Annotated in this window: 16 protein-coding genes and 1 riboswitch; of the genes, 9 read left to right on the forward strand and 7 right to left on the reverse strand. The window is 67.1% G+C overall.

Annotated features, from left to right (window positions below; translation table 11 throughout):
• Window positions 1–12: 12 nt before the first annotated feature.
• Both D6T63_RS14885 and D6T63_RS14890 read right to left on the reverse strand, forming a co-directional pair.
• Entirely contained in the window at window positions 13–1,695 is a 1,683-nt protein-coding gene (locus D6T63_RS14885; RefSeq protein ID WP_120149846.1) for an ABC-F family ATP-binding cassette domain-containing protein, read from the reverse strand.
• A gap of 49 nt (window positions 1,696–1,744) precedes the next feature.
• Complete coding sequence (locus D6T63_RS14890) at window positions 1,745–2,536, reverse strand: response regulator transcription factor (protein WP_120149847.1); 792 nt, start codon at window positions 2,534–2,536, stop codon at window positions 1,745–1,747.
• 94 nt (window positions 2,537–2,630) lie between these two features.
• On the opposite strand from D6T63_RS14890, the gene D6T63_RS14895 reads away from it, so the two are divergent.
• The 5 genes from D6T63_RS14895 (at window position 2,631) to D6T63_RS14910 (ending at window position 6,455) form a co-directional block, all read left to right on the forward strand.
• Window positions 2,631–3,464: an alpha/beta fold hydrolase gene (locus tag D6T63_RS14895; protein ID WP_120149848.1), complete on the forward strand. Its 834-nt coding sequence runs from the start codon at window positions 2,631–2,633 to the stop codon at window positions 3,462–3,464.
• 119 nt (window positions 3,465–3,583) lie between these two features.
• Window positions 3,584–4,027: a MarR family winged helix-turn-helix transcriptional regulator gene (locus D6T63_RS14900; protein WP_120149849.1), complete on the forward strand. Its 444-nt coding sequence runs from the start codon at window positions 3,584–3,586 to the stop codon at window positions 4,025–4,027.
• Window positions 4,028–4,212: 185 nt separating this feature from the next.
• Window positions 4,213–4,878: an aminotransferase class I/II-fold pyridoxal phosphate-dependent enzyme gene (locus tag D6T63_RS19550; RefSeq protein ID WP_220725946.1), complete on the forward strand. Its 666-nt coding sequence runs from the start codon at window positions 4,213–4,215 to the stop codon at window positions 4,876–4,878.
• A gap of 62 nt (window positions 4,879–4,940) precedes the next feature.
• A complete protein-coding gene (locus D6T63_RS19555) occupies window positions 4,941–5,672 on the forward strand; it encodes an Orn/Lys/Arg family decarboxylase (protein WP_220725947.1) in 732 nt (243 codons plus the stop codon).
• Window positions 5,673–5,723: 51 nt separating this feature from the next.
• Window positions 5,724–6,455 (forward strand): GAF and ANTAR domain-containing protein, encoded by a 732-nt coding sequence (locus D6T63_RS14910; RefSeq protein WP_120149850.1) that lies wholly within the window; start codon window positions 5,724–5,726, stop codon window positions 6,453–6,455.
• 153 nt (window positions 6,456–6,608) lie between these two features.
• Here D6T63_RS14910 and D6T63_RS19290 read toward each other — a convergent pair whose 3' ends face one another.
• Window positions 6,609–8,834: a M1 family metallopeptidase gene (locus D6T63_RS19290; protein WP_220725948.1), complete on the reverse strand. Its 2,226-nt coding sequence runs from the start codon at window positions 8,832–8,834 to the stop codon at window positions 6,609–6,611.
• A 453-nt stretch (window positions 8,835–9,287) separates the two neighbouring features.
• On the opposite strand from D6T63_RS19290, the gene D6T63_RS14925 reads away from it, so the two are divergent.
• Window positions 9,288–10,010 (forward strand): AfsR/SARP family transcriptional regulator, encoded by a 723-nt coding sequence (locus tag D6T63_RS14925; RefSeq protein WP_235830779.1) that lies wholly within the window; start codon window positions 9,288–9,290, stop codon window positions 10,008–10,010.
• Between the two features lie 59 nt (window positions 10,011–10,069).
• Here the strand turns inward: D6T63_RS14925 and D6T63_RS14930 are convergent, their stop codons facing one another.
• Genes D6T63_RS14930 through gcvP form a run of 4 tightly spaced genes read right to left on the reverse strand, consistent with a single transcriptional unit; the run spans window position 10,070 to window position 16,282 of the window.
• Window positions 10,070–10,876 carry a methylenetetrahydrofolate reductase gene (locus D6T63_RS14930; RefSeq protein WP_120149852.1) on the reverse strand — a complete coding sequence of 269 codons (807 nt, stop codon included), beginning with the start codon at window positions 10,874–10,876 and terminating at the stop codon, window positions 10,070–10,072.
• A 6-nt stretch (window positions 10,877–10,882) separates the two neighbouring features.
• Complete coding sequence (locus D6T63_RS14935; RefSeq protein ID WP_120149853.1) at window positions 10,883–12,256, reverse strand: L-serine ammonia-lyase; 1,374 nt, start codon at window positions 12,254–12,256, stop codon at window positions 10,883–10,885.
• On the reverse strand, window positions 12,253–13,386 hold the full coding sequence (gene gcvT, locus D6T63_RS14940; protein ID WP_120149854.1) for a glycine cleavage system aminomethyltransferase GcvT: 1,134 nt from the start codon (window positions 13,384–13,386) through the stop codon (window positions 12,253–12,255). Before gcvT ends, D6T63_RS14935 begins: the two co-directional genes overlap by 4 nt.
• Window positions 13,387–13,399: 13 nt before the next feature.
• Window positions 13,400–16,282 (reverse strand): aminomethyl-transferring glycine dehydrogenase, encoded by a 2,883-nt coding sequence (gcvP, locus tag D6T63_RS14945; RefSeq protein WP_120149855.1) that lies wholly within the window; start codon window positions 16,280–16,282, stop codon window positions 13,400–13,402.
• Window positions 16,283–16,438: 156 nt separating this feature from the next.
• Window positions 16,439–16,540: riboswitch (glycine riboswitch) on the reverse strand.
• Window positions 16,541–16,727: 187 nt separating this feature from the next.
• On the opposite strand from gcvP, the gene D6T63_RS14950 reads away from it, so the two are divergent.
• From D6T63_RS14950 to D6T63_RS14960, 3 genes are all read left to right on the forward strand, one after another.
• Entirely contained in the window at window positions 16,728–17,771 is a 1,044-nt protein-coding gene (locus D6T63_RS14950) for an SGNH/GDSL hydrolase family protein (RefSeq protein ID WP_120149856.1), read from the forward strand.
• 197 nt (window positions 17,772–17,968) lie between these two features.
• The gene (locus tag D6T63_RS14955; RefSeq protein ID WP_120149857.1) at window positions 17,969–18,394 is read left to right on the forward strand and encodes a YybH family protein; all 426 of its coding nucleotides are present in this window, start codon (window positions 17,969–17,971) and stop codon (window positions 18,392–18,394) included.
• A gap of 162 nt (window positions 18,395–18,556) precedes the next feature.
• Window positions 18,557–19,447 (forward strand): diacylglycerol/lipid kinase family protein, encoded by an 891-nt coding sequence (locus D6T63_RS14960; protein ID WP_120149858.1) that lies wholly within the window; start codon window positions 18,557–18,559, stop codon window positions 19,445–19,447.
• The last annotated feature ends 298 nt before the right edge of the window (window positions 19,448–19,745 follow it).

Below are 19,745 nucleotides of genomic sequence, written 5' to 3' on the forward strand. Positions count from 1 at the left end.
GACGAGCGCAGTTCAGCGCGCCCGGACCACCCTGCTCTCGTCCCACACGGGTTCCTTCGTCTCATAGACCTTGCCGTCTGCGCCGAAGACGAGGAACCGGTCGAAGCTCCGTGCGAACCAGCGGTCGTGCGTCACGGCCATCACCGTTCCCTCGAACGCGTCGATGGCGTGCTCCAGGGCCTCCGCCGAGTGCAGGTCCAGGTTGTCCGTCGGCTCGTCGAGCAGCAGGAGCGTGGCGCCGGAGAGTTCCAGCAGCAGGATCTGCAGGCGGGCCTGCTGGCCCCCGGACAGCGAATCGTAGGACTGCTCGGCCTGCGGTGCCAGTCCGTAGCGGTCGAGTACGGCGGAGGCGGCCTCACGGCCCAGCCCCGACCGGTGCTCGTCACCGCGGTGCAGGATGTCGATGAGCGTGCGCCCGAGGAGGTCGGCGCGCGAGTGCGTCTGCGCGAAGAAGCCCGGCCGGATCCGCGCGCCCAGCTTCACGGAGCCCTCGTGCGGAACCGGCGCGATGTCGACGTCGGACACCGGCATGTGCTCCTTGTCCGGATCCGAGCCGCCACTGGCCAGCAACCGCAGGAAGTGGGACTTGCCGGAGCCGTTGGAGCCCAGCACCCCGACACGGTCCCCGAACCAGACCTCCGTGCTGAACGGCTTCATGAGGCCGGTCAGCTCGAGCTTCTGGGCGACGACGGCGCGCTTGGCGGTTCGTCCGCCCTGCAGCCGCATGGACACGTTCTGCTCGAGGGGGATTGCCTCGGGCGGCCCTGCCTCGAGGAATTTCGCGAGCCGCGTCTGCGCGGCGTGATACCTGTTGGCCATGTCGGAGCGGAACGCAGCCTTGTTCTTGTACATGTTGACGAGTTCCTTGAGCTTGAGGTGCTCCTCGTCCCAGCGCTTGCGCAGTTCCTCGAATCGCGCGTTCCGGTCCTCCCGCGCCTTCAGGTAGGTCTTGAACCCACCGCCGTGCGTCCACGACGACGCTCCGAGGGCCCCGGGCTCGAGGGTGACGATGCGCGTTGCCGCGTTGGCGAGGAGCTCGCGGTCGTGGCTGACGAAGAGCACGGATTTCTTCGAGTCGCGGAGCTTCGCCTCCAACCATCGCTTGCCGGGGACGTCGAGGTAGTTGTCCGGCTCGTCGAGGAGGAGGAGTTGGTCCGGACCGGAGAACAGGGCCTCCAACACCAGCCGCTTCTGCTCACCGCCGGAGAGCGACGACGCTGCCCGGTACTGGGCCCGGTCGAAGGGGACGCCGAGCGCCGCCATGGTGACCTCGTCCCAGGTGGTTTCCAGCTCGTAGCCGCCTGCATCGCCCCAGTCGGCGATCGCCTGCGCGTATGCCATCTGCGTGGGCTCGTCGTCGGCTTCCATCATGGCCAGTTCTGCGGCATCGATCCTCGCCGCCGCCGCGGACAGAATCGGCGGGGCTGCGGTGACGAGCAGGTCGCGGACCGTGGTGTCATCGCGCACCTGGCCGACGAACTGCCGCATGATGCCCATGGTGCCGGAGTGACTGACCGAGCCCTCGTCGGGTACCAGGTCACCGGAGACGATACGCAGGAGCGTGGTCTTGCCGGTGCCGTTCGGGCCGATCAGCGCCGTCTTGTGTCCGTCACCGACCTTGAAGGACACGCCGTTGAGCAATTGCCTGCCGTCGGAAAGGAAGTAGTCGATGCCGGAGATGTCGAGGTGTGCCACCCCTCCAGTCTTCCATCCAGGAACGAGCCGGCTGCACGCGCGCCCGCACTCAGCGCTGGGCGTCGACCGGCATCATCCGGTAACCCACCCCACGCACGGTCCGAATGAATCGGGGGGCGGTCCGGTCCTCTCCGAGTTTCTTCCGCAGGTTCCGGATGTGGACCTCGACGAGGTGGTGATCCTGGCTCCAACCATCTCCCCACACCCGGCTGAGCAGCGCTTCCCTCGTCCAGACGCGCTGGGAACCGGTCATGAGGGTCTCGAGGAGGTCGAACTCGATACGGGTCAGCGCGAGCTCCCGGCCGTCCAGGGTGACGACGCGTCCCTCGACGTCCATCAGGAGGTCGTCGTGGCGGAGCATCTCGTTGGTTGCGAATCGGCCCCCGACCTCGGGCGCCGCCGTCGTACCGGCGGTCGGCTGTCCGCCCGTCATCGTGCTCGAGGCCGCCATCGCCGCGCCCGTGCGGGGACGACGGAACATCGCCGACACCCGCGCCGAGAGCTCCCGTGGGCTGAAGGGCTTGCCTAGGAAGTCGTCCGCTCCGGTTTCGAGGCCGACCAGCCGGTCGATCTCGTCCTGCCGGGCGGTCACCATGACGATGTAGGCATCACTCACCGCCCGGCACTGACGACACACCTCGACGCCGTCCAGGTCCGGAAGGTTGAGGTCGAGCGTGATCAGGTCGGGCTGGTGCTCCCTCACGGCCAGCAGGCCTTCGTGTCCGGAGGACGCCTCGACGATGGTGAAGCCGTTCATGCGCAGCGTGGTGCAGAGCAGTTCGCGGATATCCGGATCGTCCTCGACGATCAGCGCCGTGCGCTGCTGCGTGGTAACGGACATGATCCAAGAATTTCATACATCGGTCCCGAGCAGGGCCAGGCGCGATACTTTTCCGGCTTCTCCCGAGGCCCGCCTGGCACCGTAGAATTCCCGGATGCCCTCCGCCAGCCTCTCCACCGCGCAGGTGAACGGGTTCACGGTCCGCGTGCACTCCACGCCGGGACCGGAGGACTCCTCGCCGCCCCGGGGTCCGTACGTCCTCGTCCACGGCCTCGGCATGACCCACCGCTATCTCGACCGGCTGCGCGGCGCACTGGCGGCTGACGCCGTCGTGCACTCCCTGGACCTGCCCGGCTTCGGTCGGGACCCGCAACCGCGCGTGCACCTCGGCGTGGAGGACCATGCAGCACTGATCATCGGGACGCTCGGCGTACTGGGCATCAGCTCCTGCACTCTGGTGGGGCACTCGATGGGTGTGCAGTTCGTCACAGCTGCCGCCCTTCAGGCACCCGCCGTCGTGGAGCGGATCGTTCTCATCGGGCCGGTCGTCGATCGGCTTCGACGCACCGTGGTGCAGCAGGCGGTGTCGCTCGGGCAGGACACGTTTCGCGAGAGTGCATCCGCCAACCTGATCGTGTACACGGACTACGTGCGGACGGGACTCCGCTGGTACATGCGCCAGCTGGTACCCATGATGGAATACCCGCTGGAGCGTGCCATCGAGCGCGTGGGCTGTCCGGTGCTGATCATCCGAGGCGGACGGGATCCGGTAGCGCGCCGGCGGTGGTGCCGGGAACTCGCGGACCGTGCCCAGGACGGTGCCCTGGTCGAGATCGAGGGCCAGCCACACGTCGTGCAGCACTCTGCCGCGGGCGCTGTCGCGGCGGAGATCGCGGCCTTCAGCCGGCGGTCCACGAGGACCGGAGCGCGCCCCTTGACCCAAGCTTCGGACGGGTCGGCGGTAGAACTTGAAGATTGGGGCGCATAGTAGACGTACAACAGTTGGTTCCGTCCGTTGTTTCACCGATCAGCTGCAACGACACGACACCCGGCCGAGCTGGTAAGCAGTACCGGCCGGGTGTTCCAAGTCCTCTGGAGGAACATCGCATGTCCGAATTGGAAGAGTGGTCAACCAGCCGCCTGCTCACTACTGCCGCACGTCTCGTCGACCACGCGTGGAACGAGAGGCTGCTGAACATCGGAATCACTCATGCCGGTTACACGACGCTGGGTGTCCTCTCCCGCGAGGGCACGATGACGGGAGCAAAACTCGCTCTCGCGGTGCACGTCCAGGCGCAGACCATCGGCAAGACCATCGAGAAGCTCGAACGCCAGGGCTTCATCTCCCGCATCCGTGACAGCATCGATCGCCGGAGCCAGCGGATCACCATCAGCCCTGCCGGTACCCACGCCCTCGCCCAGGCCGAGGACATCGAGCGCACCCTGATGGTCGGAGAAGGCCTCGAGTCCTTCGAGCTGCGCAGCCTTCTGCACGGCATCGTCGGCGAACTCGCTCCGCAGCGGCAGAAGCCGACAGCCGCCATCGTCTGATCGACGGCTCCTGATCCTTCCGAAGCACCGAGAACGGCCGTCCTTCTGGACGGCCGTTCTTCTGTCACCCGACCCGCCCTACACAGTGGGGTTGCCAGCGGTGCGCCAATTCCTCCTTGACGTGCCCTGACCTGCTTGACAGGTTTGATCGATCAGTATGCTTAGTAGTCGATTGAGGGAATCTGATGGATCAGAACGAGACGCCCGTCCTCACCGCCCTGGCCGAACACCAGAAGGTGGACCGCTACGGCTTCACGCCGCCGGCACACCGCCAGGGACGAGGCGTGGACCCGCGGGTCCTGGAGGTCCTGGGCGAGCAGACCTTCAAGTCCGACGTCCTCGCCAGTTCGGGGCTCGATGACAGGACGACGTCCCACGGCTACCTCCAGCGGGCCCAGGACCTCATGGCGGACGCGGTCGGAGCGGATATGACGTTCTTCTCCACCTGCGGCAGCTCGCTGGCCGTGAAGGCGGCCATCCTTGCCGTCACTCATGGCGAAGGCGAGATCCTGATCGGCCGCGACGCCCACAAGTCCGTGGTGTCAGCGCTCGTGCTCGGCGGTCTGCAGCCCCGGTGGATCCGGCCGAGCTGGGACAACGAGCTGAAGCTCGCCCATCCCCCGACTCCCCGGGAGGTCGAGGCGATGTGGGAGAAATACCCTGATGCGTCAGCTGCGCTCATCGTGAGCCCGACGCCCTACGGGACCTGCGCCGACATCGAGGCGATCGCCAAAATCTGCCACGACCGCGGCAAGCCGCTGATCATCGACGAAGCGTGGGGGGCTCAGCTTCCCTTCCATTCCGACACCCCACCTGGGCGATGTCCGCCGGTGCGGATGTCTGCGTCGTGAGCGTCCACAAGATGGGCACAGGCTTCGAGTAGGGCTCCGTCTTCCACCTCCAGGGAGATCTCGTGGACCCGATCCGGCTCGCGCACTGCGCGGACTTCCTCGCGACCACTAGCGCGAGCACCCTGATCTACGCGGCGATGGACGGCTGGCGACGCCAGATGGTCCAGGACGGGCACGACATGATCGACCGCGCCCTGGCCCTCACGCGCCGTGTCCGGGAACAGATCGAGGAACTGCCCGGCCTGCACGTGCTCGAGGAGGAGCTCACCTCCCACGAGGCCTCGAAGGATCTCGACATCATGCACATCCTGGTCGACGTGTCCGGCCTGCGGATCACCGGTTACCAGGCCCACGACTGGCTGCGGGAGAACTGCCGGCTCGATTTCGGCACCACCGATCACCGTCGTTTCGAGATCACGATGTCCATCGCCGACGACGAGTCCACCGTCCAGCGCCTGATGGACGGGCTCCGGCTGTTGATCGACGCAGCACCGGACTTTCCCGAATCCCCTCCCATCCTCATTCCCGATGAGGGCGAACTGGATCTGGAAACCGTCATGCTGCCGCGCGATGCCTTCTTCGGACCGGTCGAGGATATCTCCGTGGAGGATTCGGTCGGCCGGATCGTCGCGGAACTCGCGACGCCGTATCCCCCGGGTGTCCCCGTCTTCCTGCCAGGCGAGCGCATCAACGAGGCCGCGGTGAGGTACCTGCGAAGCGGTGTCGAGGCCGGGATGGTGCTCCCCGACCCGGGCGACGCCTCCCTGAAGACCATCCGCGTGGTGAAGGAGTAGGCCGGGCGGATCTTTGCTAGACAGTCTAACTAGGTGCCGTAAAATGTCCGGGTGAACGACGAACAGAACGAAGCTACGGCGATCGCTCGACTGCAGGACCTCATGCTCAGCAACGAGAGCGTGGACCAGTTCCTCGACGACCTCGCCAGCCTCTCCTCCCGGGTCCTGGGTGACTCGGTCGAGGTCCAGTGCGGGGTCACCTACCGCCACCGCAACCTGGCGACGACAGTGGCCTGCAGTAGCGACGAGGCGCGTGTCCTGGACGAGATCCAGTACGGCTTCGGCGACGGCCCCTGCCTGCACGCCATCAGCACGGGCAGCACCGTGGTTGTCGACGACGTCCGTACCGATGGCCGCTGGCCGGACTACTTCGAGGTGGTGGCCGGCCACGAGTTCTTCGCCATGATGGGCGTTCCCCTGGTCCTCGGACCCGATGGTGGGGCGGCACTCAACTTTTATGCCGCGAAGCCACAGACCTTCACGAGCAGTGCCCAGGTACTCGCGGAAGGCTTCGCCCTACAGGCGGCCAAGGCGCTCCAGATGGTGCTCCGTGTGTCCAGGCACGCCAACACCTCGTCGAACCTGAAGGCGGCCATGGAGTCGAGGACGACCATCGACATCGCGATCGGCATCGTGATGGGCCAGAACCGCTGCACCCAGGCCGAGGCGTACACCATCCTCAACCGCGCCTCGAACGCCCAGAACGTGAAGGTGCGGGATATCGCCCAGCGGATCGTCGCCGGTATCTCCGCGGAACCGGCCCGGACGCATTTCTCCACCTGACCGGGAGGGCCCGCATCTTGATGGCTGGTGAAGCGGTTGGGGGACGTGGCGCGATCAGGGTGGGTATGAGTGCGGTGGGCTCCCTGAACCAGGAACCGCAGGTAACGCCCTTCCGCGAGGGCGTTACCTGCGCACTGGAGCTGTGCCGCTGGGTCAGCGGCTCTTGCCGTCGCCGGTCCTGCGTTCGAGGCTCCGGACGGCCGGTGGCACATCGTTGACGCCGGGTGCCGCACTGGTGCCGGGTGCCGCGCTGCGCGCCTCCGCCGCCACCAGACCGGCCGGCTTTTCGCCGCTAAACAGCCATTCGTCGAAGAGCGGGCTCAGTTCCTCGCCCGAGATTTCCTCGGCGAGGGTTATGAACTCGTCCGTGGACACGTTGCCGCCGGCGTTGAGTTGCGCCCACTCGCGCAGGATACGGAAGAAATCCTTGTCGCCGACCGCTTGCTGCAGCGCGTGCATGGTCATGGCGCCCCGGGCGTAGACCGCGTAGTCGAAGAGTGCGTCGGCCCCAGGATCGCCGATCCTGACGCTCCAGAACGGACTGTCAGCAGGAATCGAGGCAAAGGAATCAAAGATCTCCTGTACGGTTCCCAGGCCTTCGCGTTCACTCCACAGCCATTCGGTGAAAGTGGTGCTTCCCTCGTTGAGCCAGATATGTCGCCAGTCCTCAACGGAGACACTGTTGCCCACCCACTGGTGCGCCAGCTCGTGCACCACCACGGAATCGCCCAGTTGCTGGTCGGTGAAGAAATCCCTGGCGTAGATGGGCCGCGTCTGGTTCTCCAGAGCGAAGCCCAGCCCCCGGAAGTCGTCCACGATCCCGCCGGCGTCCCGGAACGGATACCGGCCGAAGTAGCCTTCGAGGAACTCGATGATCTCCGGCTGTCTGGCGAAGGAGGCCCGCACGTTCTCACCGATGCCCGGGGGAGAATCGGCCGTCACGATCCAGTCGTTCTCGTTGCCCGGGCTACCCGCAGGCGGACCGGGTACGGTCCACCCGTCCAGGGTATTGTCGTCCTTCTCGAAGGAGGTGCTGCCCTCGCCCGAGGAGACCACCACATCGTCGACGAACACGCCGGGGCGCGAAGTGATACCCACGTAGCTGATGGACACTTCGACGTTCTTGCCGGCGAAGCCGGCCAGGTCGACCGACCACTGTTCCCAGCCGTCGCTGGCACCGCTGGCAGCCCGCCATGCGCCGGAACTGCCCGCCGCCGTGCAACCGCCTGCACCGTTGTCCGTCTGATAATGCGTCAGGAACGGATGGAGTTCGTGCCACGCGGGGCAGACCGCGCCTGTCTCCTCAGAAGTGTGCCCGTTGGCATCGGGCAGGGTCGTCCAGTCGTCGGCACCGGCCGTACGGGCCTCCACGAAGACAAAGTCCCAGTTGGACTCGGTGTCACGGGTCAGCCAGAAGGACAGTTGCGCCCCGCCGGCCGGGACGGTGATGGTTCGGGTGAGCCGTTTGTAGGAATTGTCCGATGCCTGGGACCAGGCGAAATCGGTGCCGGTCCGCGGTTCCGCCACCGGGTCGAAGAGGTCGGGGTCCAGCGCGTCGAGGTAGTTGATCCCCTCCACCTCGTACTGATCGAAGTCCCACTCCCCGACACTGGCCGTGGCGAGGTAGGACGCCATCGGTTCGCGCGCCTCCCAGGTCCAGGTCGTGAGGCCGTCCCGGGTCCGTTCGTCCCGCAGGCGCCCGTTGGCCACGACTTCGAGCCCTTCGGGAACGGTGATCCGGAAGGTGTAGGAGGCCTTGTCCAGCGGATGGTCATTGACCGGGAACCAGGTCGCTGCCACGTGCGGCTGCCCGATGACCAGGGAGCCGTCGTCGGTGTGGAAGAACCCGGATTGCCCGAACTGGTCGGTGAGGGGTTCCGGAACGCCGTCGTAGCGTACCTCGGTGATGAATCGACTGCCGTCCCTGATACCCCGTGGCGGAGTAACGGTGAGTTCGCCGGCGTCGTGCGTGAATTCGGCCGAACTGTCCTTGACCGTCACCTCGCGGACGGTCAGGCCCTCCAGGTCCAGGTTGAAGGCCGAGAGATCCTGTGTGGCTTCGGCGGTGATGGTCGCCGTCCCGCCCAGCACGTCGGTCAGCGGATCGTAGCTCAGATCCAATTCGTACTGTTCGACGTCGTAGCCGCCGTTGCCGTCGAGCGGAAAATAGGAATCACCCAGCCCGGGTGTCCCGGGCTGGAAATCATTGCCGCCCTGGGAGGACTCCTCCTGGGCCGATCCCGGGGATACTTCGGTGGCTGCGGCGGCGGGGGCCGGAAGTGCGGCCACGCACAACAGCAGCGCCGCGAGCGTTGCCGTGCGACGGCGCCCGCCGGCGGTATGGGGGCCGGGTTCCGCGGCCGGGGGTTGAGGTGACATCGACAATTCCTGCTTTCCCAGGTGGAAGGTGCTGCCGCCCACGACCATGGAGCAGCTGTATCTCGCAGCTACCCTGGCGGCGGGCCCGGACGACCGAGACGGGCGCCGAGGTTCCATTGCACCGCCGTTGGCGTTACCGCGGCGTTACTGCGCCGTTACCACCCGCATCTCCCACGACGAGGCGGCGAGCGGTCGCAGCCGGTCGCCGGGCGGTCGCCATCGCTGCGGACGGCAGCCGAGTCGATTCGAGCTGATACAGAGGTTGAAGGAGTCCAGAGAAATGAGCGGGGCGAAATAGTGCGAGGTCCCGTTGACACCGTCCAGCGGGGTGAGGATCGTAGTTCCTGCACACCCCATCGTTCCGACGAACCGGAATCAGGTTCCATGGGCAACTCCGACTGTGGAGAATTCAGACTCCACCTTCTGCGGACCTGGATGCTCTACAGGCATGGAGTGATCGTTCACGTCGCTACACGCCAGCAGCGTCTTGTCGCTGCGCTCGCCGTGAAGGGCCCAAGCCTTCGAAGTCACCTCGTCGGTCTGCTGTGGCCGGAGTACCCCGACGCAAAGGCCCTGGAAAGTCTACGGGTCAGCATGCACCTGGTTTCCCGTCAGCTTCCGGGCCTGATCGTGAACGACGGCCCGATGCTGTCCCTGAGCGACCGGGTCGACGTGGATCTGCACACCGTCCGAGCGCGTCTTCGAGATTTCAGGAGCGTGACCTCAGAGGTATGTGCAGCCGCACTGTTGGGTGATCTGCGCGATGCAAGGCTATTACCCGGTTGGTATGACGACTGGGTCGTGTTCGAACAGGGCCGGTTACAGCAAGAGCGTCTTCGCGCCTTCACCGTCATCGCCATGCAGTCCCTCGACCAAGGACACTGCGAAACCGCAGGCGCGGCCGCCGAGGCGGCTTTGGAGATCGAACCTCTGTATGAGGCGGCTGTCCGAATACTCATCGAGGGTCAGTTGCAGCACGGCAATCCTGCCGCAGCGCTTCGGAATTACCAGCGCTACCAGGAAAAACTCGAGGAAGACATGGGACTCCGACCTTCCGATTCACTCACTGAACTCGTCACTGGTGTCCTCGCCGGGCAAGCGCATGCAGCGAAGGAACGTCCAGCTCCGGCCAATACGTCCCGGCTACGCGGAAAGCCACTACTGAACCACACGTAGCACTCCCGTGGAACCGCCTGAGCGGTCGTCCTACCCAGCAGGACACTGCGTACAGGGATTTATGCGGGCGCCCCGGTCAGGCCTGACGCAGCCAGCTCCGCGAGGTCGTTGAAGCTGTAGACGTGCAGACCCTCGTAGCCGGCGCCGTCCAGCGCGTCGACCAACGGCGCCGGATCGTAGGACGCAGACGAGAGCAGTTGCCGGACCACGGACCCGGTATTGGCACCTCCGGCGGAACGCTTGACGAAACCGAGGGACTGGCCCACCCCGATGTTCCCGGCCAGGCGCAGCAGCCGGCTCATGCGGACGGGGCCGGGAATTCCGGCCCAGACGGGCAGGGTGACGCCGTCGCGCCGCAAGCGTGCGGGATAGGCCCTCAGTGTCTGCTGGGAAAAACAGAGCTGCGTGACGCACCAGGAGGCGAGCTCCTGCTTGGCACGGAGCGCCGTCGCCAACTCCTCGTCCCCGGTGGCCGGATGACCCTCCGGGTAGACGGCGATCCCCATGCCCAGCGCACCGGCGGACAGTTCCGCGATGTCCTCCATCAGCGCCCCGCTCCAGGCGTAGGGGCCCGCAGCCTCCGCAGCGTCGCCGCCGATGACGAAGACGTCGCTGATGCCGGCGTCCAGGCACTGGGCCACGTAGCGGCCCACGTCGGCACGGTTCCCTATCGAGCGCGCGGCCAGGTGCGGAATGACGGTGTACCCCGCATCGGCCAACTGCACCGCCACCTCGACGGCCTCGCGCGGCCCATGATGCGGCAGACACGTGACGGTGACGACGGCGGGAGCCGCAAGGTGGGTGCGCAGACGCTCCACGAGGTCCTTCCCGGGGATGACCTCGACCCGGACAGGCACGTCAATCACGGAGCGTCAGCACTCCACGACGTTCAGGGCCAGCCCACCCCGGGCGGTCTCCTTGTACTTGTCCATCATGTCCGCACCCGTATCACGCATCGTCTTGATGGCGACGTCGAGTGAGACGTGGTGCTGACCATCACCGCGGACGGCCATGCGAGCGGCGGTGATCGCCTTCATCGCACCGACGGCATTCCGCTCGATGCATGGGATCTGCACGAGTCCGCCCACGGGATCGCACGTCAGCCCGAGGTTGTGCTCGATCCCGATCTCCGCGGCGTTCTCGACCTGCTCGGGAGTGCCGCCGAGAACCTCGGCCAGCGCCCCTGCCGCCATGGCGCAGGCCGAGCCGACCTCGCCCTGACAGCCGACCTCCGCACCGGAGATGGAGGCGTTCTTCTTGAACAACGAACCGATCGCCGTGGCCGCCAGGAGGAATCGCACGACGCCGTCGTCGTCGGCTCCCGGCACGAAGTCCACGTAGTACTTCAGGACCGCGGGGATGATGCCGGCGGCGCCGTTGGTCGGCGCGGTCACCACGCGTCCACCCGCAGCGTTCTCCTCATTGACTGCCAGGGCGAAGAGCGTCACCCACTCCATGGTGCCGAGACGGTCGTTCGGATCGTCGGCCTTCTCGAGCAGCTGCCGTTGGCGTTCGGCCCGGCGGCGCACGCTGAGGCCCCCGGGCAGGATTCCGCCGGTGGTGGTTCCCCTGCGGATGGTGTCCTGCATGACGGACCAGATGTCCAGCAGGCCCGCCCGCACCTCCTCCTCCGTGCGCCAGGACAATTCGTTGGCGAGGACGACGTCGGAGAAGGACCAGCCGATGGTCCGGCAGACGTCGAGCAGCTGATCCGCCGTGTCGAAGGGGTGGGACACCGGCACGGGCTTCAGGATCGCCGTCTCCGCGCCGATCTGGTCCTCGTCCAGCACGAATCCTCCGCCGACCGAGAAGTATTCCCTGCTCCGCATGAATTCACCCGTGGCTGTATATGCCGAGAAGCGCATGCCATTGGTGTGGTAGTCGAGGCGCTGCCGGCGGTGCAGCAGCACGTCCTTTTCGGGATCGAGAGTGATGCGGTGCTCCGCAGCGAGGTTGAGGGAGCGACTCTCGCCGATATGAGCCACCCGGGCATCGGCCGAGGTCGGATCGATGAGGTGCGGCTGGTCCCCCTCGAGACCGAGCAACACAGCCTTCACCGTCCCGTGGCCGTGTCCGGTTACTCCGAGCGAACCGAAGAGGTCCACCTGGACGCGATGCACGTCGGCCAGCAGGCCGTCGGCCCGGAGCACCTCCGTGAAGAGGTAGGCCGCAGTCATCGGTCCGCCGGTGTGCGAGCTCGAGGGACCGATCCCGATCTTGAAGAGGTCGAACGCGCTGATCGTCACTTCGCGGGCCCGGCAAGCGTCTCGCGCCGGTAGAACGGCGTGGGGATCACCGTGAAGGGCTCGGGCCGGCCGCGGAGGTCCACGAGCACCTCGGTGCCGAGTGCGGCATGGGCGGACTCGACGTAGGCAAGAGCTACCGGGTAGCCCAGCGTGGGGCTGGGGAGGCCCGACGTCACGGTGCCCACGGGCACGCCGTCCACGACGACGTCGTACCCGGCGCGCGCCGAGCGGCGGCCGACGGCGCGAAGGCCGACGAGTCGCCGCGTGGGCTCTACCGCCTTCAGCGGCTCGAGCACCGAGCGCCCGACGAAGTCGTCGGTCTTCTTGGTGTTGACCACGGGACCGAGGCCCGCCTCGAAGGGATTCGTCTCGAGGCCGAGTTCGTGCCCGTAGAGGGGCATACCGGCCTCCAGCCGAAGGGAGTCGCGGGCCGCGAGGCCACACGGCAGGAGCCCGTGGACCTCGCCGGCCTGCAGGGCCGCATCCCACAGGCGCCCAGCGACGTCGCTGCCGAGAAAGAGCTCGAAACCGTCCTCGCCCGTGTAGCCCGTGCGGGCCAGCAGCACGGGGAGCCCGGAAAGTTCCACCCGCACCGCGGCGTAGTACTTCAGTTCTCGGATGGTTCCAGCGTCTTCCGGACGCGCGAGGTCGAGGAGTACGGCCTCCGCGGCAGGCCCCTGCACGGCGACCAGCGCCGTGGTCTCGGACTGGTCCTCCACGACGGTGTCGAATCCGGCGGCCCGGACGCGCAGTTCCTCCGCGACCACGGGGGCGTTCGAGGCGTTGGGAACCACGAGGAAGGCGTCCTCGGCGAGCCGGTAGGTGATGAGGTCGTCGATCACCCCGCCCTCGGCGTTGCAGATCAGCGAATACTTGGCCTTGCCGACGGGGATGACCGCGAGGTTGCTCACCAGCGCGTAGTTGAGGAACGCCGCGGCCTCGGGACCGGAGACGAGGACCTCTCCCATGTGCGAGAGGTCGAAGAGGCCCGCGGCTCTCCGCACGGTGTGGTGTTCCTCCAGCTCGCTGCGGTACTTCAGGGGCATCTGCCAGCCGCCAAAGTCGGTGAAGGCCGCACCGTGCGCCTTGTGCCGGGTGTACAGGGAGGTGTGCTTGCTCTCTTCGCTCATGAAGGGCGTGATCCTAGTCTTCGAAGGCTTCGATGGGCGGGCAGGAGCAGACGAGGTTACGGTCGCCGTGGGCGCCGTCGATCCTGCGCACCGGAGGGAAATACTTGTCGTGGCGGAGCGAGCGCAACGGATAGGCGGCCAGCTCGCGCGGGTAGGCCTGCGTCCACTCGTCACCAACGAGGAGTTGCGCCGTGTGCGGGGCCTGCCGCAGCGGACTCTCCTCGATCGTGAAGTCGCCCGCGGCCACGCGGTCGATCTCACCCTTGATCGCGATCATCGCGGTGACGAAACGGTCCAGCTCCGCGAGGTCCTCCGACTCCGTGGGCTCCACCATGAGGGTTCCCGCGACGGGGAAGGACAGCGTGGGCGCATGGAAGCCGTAGTCGATGAGGCGCTTGGCCACGTCCTCGGCCGTGACGCCCGTGGCCGCGGTCAGAGGGCGCAGGTCGAGGATGCACTCGTGGGCTACCAGCCCCTGCACTCCCGTGTAGAGCACCGGGAAGTGCTCGGTCAGGCGCGCGGCCACGTAATTGGCGGCGAGCAGGGCATGCGCCGTCGCGCTCGTGAGTCCCTCGGATCCCATGAGCGCTATGTACGCCCAGGAGATCGGCAGGACGCCGGCCGAGCCGTACATCGACCCGGAGACGGGTGTACCGCCCTCGGCCTCGGGTCCGCCGTCCGTGGCGACGTCGCGGTTCGCGTCGCCCGGCAGGAACGGCGCCAGGTGCGCGGCGACGGCGACCGGGCCGACACCGGGTCCGCCGCCTCCGTGCGGGATGCAGAACGTCTTGTGCAGGTTCAGGTGCGAGACGTCGCCACCGAACTCGCCGGGCTGGGCGAGACCCACGAGGGCGTTGAGGTTGGCGCCATCGATGTAGACCTGGCCGCCCGCCTCGTGGACCTTCTCACAGACCCAGCGCACGTCCTCCTCGAACACGCCATGGGTGGAAGGGTAGGTGATCATGATCGCCGAGAGATTCCCGGCGTGCTGCTCGATCTTGGCAAGCAGGTCGTCATGATCGATGTTGCCGTTGGCTGCCGTGCCGACCACCACGACCTTCATCCCGGCGAGCACGGCCGAAGCCGCATTGGTGCCGTGCGCAGAGGACGGGATGAGGCAGACGGTGCGGTTCTCGTCACCGCGCGAGCGGTGGTAGCCGCGGATGGCGAGGAGGCCCGCGAGCTCACCCTGGGACCCGGCATTGGGCTGCAGGGACACCCGGTCGTAACCCGTGATCTCCGCCAGCCGTTCCTCGAGGTCGGTGATCAGCTCGCGCCAGCCCTCGGTCTGGCTGTCCGGTGCGTAGGGATGGATCGAGGCGAACTCGGGCCAGGAGATGGATTCCATCTCGACGGTGGCGTTGAGCTTCATGGTGCACGAGCCGAGCGGGATCATGGTGCGGTCCAGGGCGAGGTCCTTGTCGGAGAGCCTGCGAAGATAGCGGAGCATCGCGGTCTCGGAGCGGTGCAGCGAGAAGACGGGGTGGGTCATGAATCCGGAGGTGCGGCGCAGTTGCTCCGGGATGTGCCCGCCGAGGGAGGCCGCGCCGTCGACCGTGCCTCCGAACACGGCGGCGACGGCCGCGACGTGGTCCGGCGTCGTCGTCTCGTCGCAGGAGATGCCGAGGTGGTCGGCGTCGATGCGGCGGAGGTTGTAGCCGGCGGCCTCGGCGGCGTCGGCGTAGTCCACCGCCCTGCCTGGCACGCAGACCAGGAGGGTGTCGAAGAAGGCGCCGTGCACGACGGTGGCCTCCGAGCCCTTGAGGGCGGCGGCGAGCTCGACGGCGCGCTGGTGGGTGGTGCGGGCGATCGCCTTCAGCCCCTCCGGCCCGTGGTAGACGGCGTACATCGAGGCGACGATGGCCAGCAGCGCCTGTGCGGTGCAGATATTGCTCGTGGCCTTCTCGCGGCGGATGTGCTGCTCGCGGGTCTGCAGGGCGAGGCGGTAGGCGGGGGCACCGTCGGCGTCTTTCGAGACCCCGACGAGGCGGCCGGGGAGCATGCGCTCGAGTCCCTTGCGCACGGCCATGTAGGCGGCGTGCGGACCGCCGAAGAAGAGGGGCACGCCGAAGCGCTGGGCGGAGCCGACGGCGATGTCCGCGCCCTGCTCACCCGGCGCGGTGATGAGCGTCAGGGCCAGGAGATCGGCTGCGACCGTGACGAGGGCACCGCGCTCCTTGGCGGCACTGATGACGGAGGCGTGGTCGCGCAGCGCTCCCGACGCGCCGGGCTGCTGCAGGACGACGCCGTTGATGTCGCCGTCGGGCAGGCCGGCGGAGAGGTCGGCGACCTCGACGTCGAAGCCGAGGGCCTCGGCGCGGCCACGAACGACGGCGACGGTCTGTGGAAGCGCGTCGGCGTCGATGACGGTGCGGCCCTTGTTCTTGCCGGACCGGCGCATGAGGAGGACGGCCTCGGCGACGGCGGACGCCTCGTCGAGCAGTGAGGCGTTGGCGATATCGAGGGCAGTGAGGTCCTGCACCATCGTCTGGAAGTTCAGGAGGGCCTCGAGGCGGCCCTGGGAGATCTCCGGCTGGTAGGGGGTGTAGGCCGTGTACCAGGCGGGCGATTCCAGGACGTTGCGACGGATGACCGGCGGTGTGACGGTGTCGAAGTAGCCCTGGCCGATCATCTGCACGGCAGTCCGGTTGCGGTCGGCGATCCGGCGGAGCTGCGCCAGGACCTCGGTCTCGCTGAGGGCCCCGGGCAGGTTGAGCGCGCGGTCCAGGCGGATGCCGGCGGGGATGGCCATGTCCACGAGCTTGTCGAGGCTCGGGTAGCCGAGGACCTCCAGCATGTGCCCTGCATCCGATGACCGCGGGCCGATGTGGCGGTCGGCGAATGTCGATGCGGGGGCGGGTACTGTGCCGGATGCCGTGTCGGGTGAGGCGGTCATGGGAACTCCGTACGTCAGAAGGGGGCGCGGGCGCGCGCGTGCCTGGTCGGGTTCCTCCCCGCTCTGTAGGGGACCTGAGAGTTTCCGCATGGCTCGTCGCCTGCTTGCACCGTCGGTGAGCGCCGGAGAAGTCCCGGGGCTGCTTTCCAGAGTTGCCTAGCCGCAGCGGTACTGGGCCTGAGAGATTCCTGGGGAGGATTTGCTCCTACGGCGCCTGCCGGTGTGTGAGTCAACGGCAAACTCTCCCGCTGCAGATCAAGGGCGTATTCAGTTGGGGGTTCAACGGCGTGAGCCGTCCCACAGCTTACCGCGCGGCGCGGAGGAGAGGCAAAGAACGGGCCGCGACCTGCCGGGGAAGGTTCGTACCGAAAGGGGGCGTGCCGCCCTGCGCCCGCACCGTCGCGGCGCTAGCGTAGGCGTGTACCCACCGAGCACCTGGAGCCCGATGTCGATGTTGCGTTACCGTCCGGTCGTCGCGGCCCTGGTCCTGCTGGCCGCCGTCGTGCTTCCTGCTCCGCCGGCCACCGCTGCGGGCGCCTCCTATGTAGCCCTCGGCGATTCCTACTCCTCGGGCACAGGGACGCGGGCCTACCTGGCCGACGGGACGAGTTGCCAGCGATCCGCCTACGCCTACCCGTCGCTCATCGCGAGCGCGAAGGGGTACGCGCTGAACCTGCGCGCGTGCTCCGGCGCAACCACCGCCGACGTCGTAGCGACCCAGCTCGAGGCACTGACGCCGACGACGTCGTATGTCTCCCTGAGTGTCGGCGGAAACGACGCCTCGTTCGTCGCGGTGCTGACCGAGTGCGCGAAGCCGGCGTGGATGAGCGATTGCAATGCGGCGATCGACCGCGCCCAGGCCGTCATATCGGCCCAGCTGCCGGGAAGCCTCGCGTCGCTGTACGCGCAGATCAGGGCGCGCGTACCGCTGGCGTCCGTGACGGTCGCGGGCTACCCCCGGATCTTCAACGGGGAGGACTGCAACGCGGGCACCTGGTTCTCGCCCGGGGAGGAGGCCCGGCTGAACGAGACGGCCGACCTCCTCAACCGGACGGCTGCGGCCGCTGCCGCCACCGCGGGATTCACGTTCCGGACTCCGACGACGCCCTTCACCGGCCACGCCGTGTGCGACGACGTCGAATGGCTGAATGGCCTTTCGCGGCCCGTCGCCGATTCCTACCACCCGAACCGGGCAGGACATGCCTCGGGGTATGTCCCGCTGATCGGTGCTTCCCTGACAGGGAGCCGGGTCAGCGTCACGCAGCAAACGCTGAGGTCCGCCGAGGACGCGGCGCCGGCCCTCGCCGAGCAGCAGGCGGAGCATGCAGCCCAGGACGCCCGGATCACCCCGAAGGAGTTCGCACTGCCGGATCTGAAGAGCCCTGCCGCCCGGAAGGCGGCGTCGCGTGCCGGCGTGGACCTGGCGGACCCTGCGAGCATCGACAGGGCGGACCGGGCAGCCGAGGCACGCCAGAAAAGCGCGCGGTAGGAGAGGCACGGTCCTGCACTGCATTCCGAACACACTGATCGTGATCACGGTCGGAACTGTCCTGACTCCGATGATGGTGCGGGGCGCCCACCGCATCACCCACTGCGAGCAGGTTCGGACCCAGCGATGATTCCCGGCTCCGCGCCTCGTCCCATAGGCATGAGCCATCATCCGGCACAGCGATCAAAGGGAGCATCATGACCGGGCAAACCAGCATCGACCACGTCCTCGCGGCCTACACCGCAGCCGTTCTCGACCAGGACGCCGAGGCCCTCCTGGCCCTGTACGACGACGACGTCCGGGTTTTCGACCTGTGGTCCGAGTGGACCTACGAGGGCAAGGAAGCCTGGCGGGGCGCGATCGGCGAGTGGTTCGGCTCGCTCGGGGAGCAGAAGGTGGGCGTCGGCTTCGACGACGTCCGTTCCTCCGTGGCCGACGACCTCGCGAGCGTGCACGCGATCATCACCTACCGGGAGCTCGATGCTGCCGGAAACGAGGTGGGCTCCATGCAGAACCGGTTGACCTGGGTCCTGCAGCGCCGGGGAGACGGATGGCTCATCGTGCACGAGCACACCTCGGCGCCGATCGACGGAGAGACGTCGAAGGTGATCCTCCGACGCTGAGTCTCAAGGAACCGGCACGAGCACGACCAGCGAGGCGCATGACGTCAACGTCTCCCATGGCACGGTTCTGCCATGCACGTAATACTGCAAAGGGCGCTTACTATACGAGGAGGCAGGTGTTGCCGTTCCATTGCCAGGTGCAATGATCAGGAGAGGTTGGCAATGGATTCGCCGCGTAGGTTCGACACGATCAGGATCATCTTCAATCCGAACAGCACCGGGGACGCCCCGAAGCTTGCTGAGGACCTCCACCATGAGCTGACAGCAGCACTTCCGGCCACGGATGTAACGCTGCGGCCCACGGAGCATGCCGGGCATGCGGTGGATCTGGCTCGCGAGGCGGCATCCGCCGGCAATGCGCTGATCGTCTCCGTCAGTGGGGATGGCGGGTACAACGAGGTCGTCAACGGCGTCATGGACAGCGGCAGCGAGGACGCCGTGTGTGCGGTCCTGGCTGCAGGCAATGCCAATGACCACAGCCGCGTCGTCGGGCGCAAACCCCTGGCCGAAGCCATCACCGAGGGCCAGGTACGCCGGATCGACCTGCTGCGCATCAGCATGGGCCAACCGGATGCGACGGCGGTCTATGCACACTCCTACATCGGCTTCGGCCTGACGCCGGTCATGGCGATCGATCTCGAAAAGGGCAGCAAGGGTGCGATCAAGGAGATGTTCTCCGTCGCGCGAACCTTCCGGAAGTTCAAACCCTTCGAGATCCGCCAGAGCGACGGAAAGCACCGCACCTTCGACAGCCTGGTGTTCGCGAACATCTCACAGATGGCGAAGTACGCGACCCTGAGCGAGGCCGGGGACCACCCCGCGGACGGGAAGTTCGAGGTCATCACGTTCCCCCATATGGCCAAGTGGCGGGTCCTGCTCACAGCCCTGCGCGCCACGACCAAGGGACTGGGCGACCAGCCGAGCTACGCGCAGTACCGGTTCTCGACGGTCAAACCCATGCCTTACCAGATCGACGGCGAAGTGAAATCCGTGGAAGCGAAGACGGATATCACGATCGACAGCGTGCCCCGGGTCCTGTCCATCATCGGCTGAACACCCATCGGGGAACGCCCCCACAACGAAGTACCTACCTCAATGACGCCTGGGCCTCACTGGTCATCAGCCGTTTCAGGACCTGAAGGGGACGTTCCGCCGTGCACCGGCCGGCGTGATCGTTCCCTCACCCACGAAGGACGATCATGACCGACACCGCGACCACTGGTGCACTGCCGACCCGCCCGGATTCCCCCGCAGCTGCGCGTACCGTCCGTATTTCCAGGCCGAACGACGTCGTCGCCTCCTACTCGGTGCTGCTGAAGCAGGTCCGCAAGGAAGGCCTCCTGAACCGGCG

This window comes from Arthrobacter cheniae (assembly GCF_003602275.1).
Classification (GTDB): domain Bacteria; phylum Actinomycetota; class Actinomycetes; order Actinomycetales; family Micrococcaceae; genus Arthrobacter_D; species Arthrobacter_D cheniae.

Coding starts and splice junctions, on each gene's coding strand:
- D6T63_RS14895 (WP_120149848.1), top strand. CDS start 2,631: ATGCCCTCCGCCAGCCTCTCCACCGCGCAGGTGAACGGGTTCACGGTC.
- D6T63_RS19290 (WP_220725948.1), bottom strand. CDS start 8,834: ATGTCACCTCAACCCCCGGCCGCGGAACCCGGCCCCCATACCGCCGGC.
- gcvT (WP_120149854.1), bottom strand. CDS start 13,386: ATGAGCGAAGAGAGCAAGCACACCTCCCTGTACACCCGGCACAAGGCG.
- gcvP (WP_120149855.1), bottom strand. CDS start 16,282: ATGACCGCCTCACCCGACACGGCATCCGGCACAGTACCCGCCCCCGCA.
- D6T63_RS14960 (WP_120149858.1), top strand. CDS start 18,557: ATGGATTCGCCGCGTAGGTTCGACACGATCAGGATCATCTTCAATCCG.
- D6T63_RS14890 (WP_120149847.1), bottom strand. CDS start 2,536: ATGTCCGTTACCACGCAGCAGCGCACGGCGCTGATCGTCGAGGACGAT.
- D6T63_RS19550 (WP_220725946.1), top strand. CDS start 4,213: ATGGATCAGAACGAGACGCCCGTCCTCACCGCCCTGGCCGAACACCAG.
- D6T63_RS14950 (WP_120149856.1), top strand. CDS start 16,728: ATGTCGATGTTGCGTTACCGTCCGGTCGTCGCGGCCCTGGTCCTGCTG.
- D6T63_RS14955 (WP_120149857.1), top strand. CDS start 17,969: ATGACCGGGCAAACCAGCATCGACCACGTCCTCGCGGCCTACACCGCA.
- D6T63_RS14900 (WP_120149849.1), top strand. CDS start 3,584: ATGTCCGAATTGGAAGAGTGGTCAACCAGCCGCCTGCTCACTACTGCC.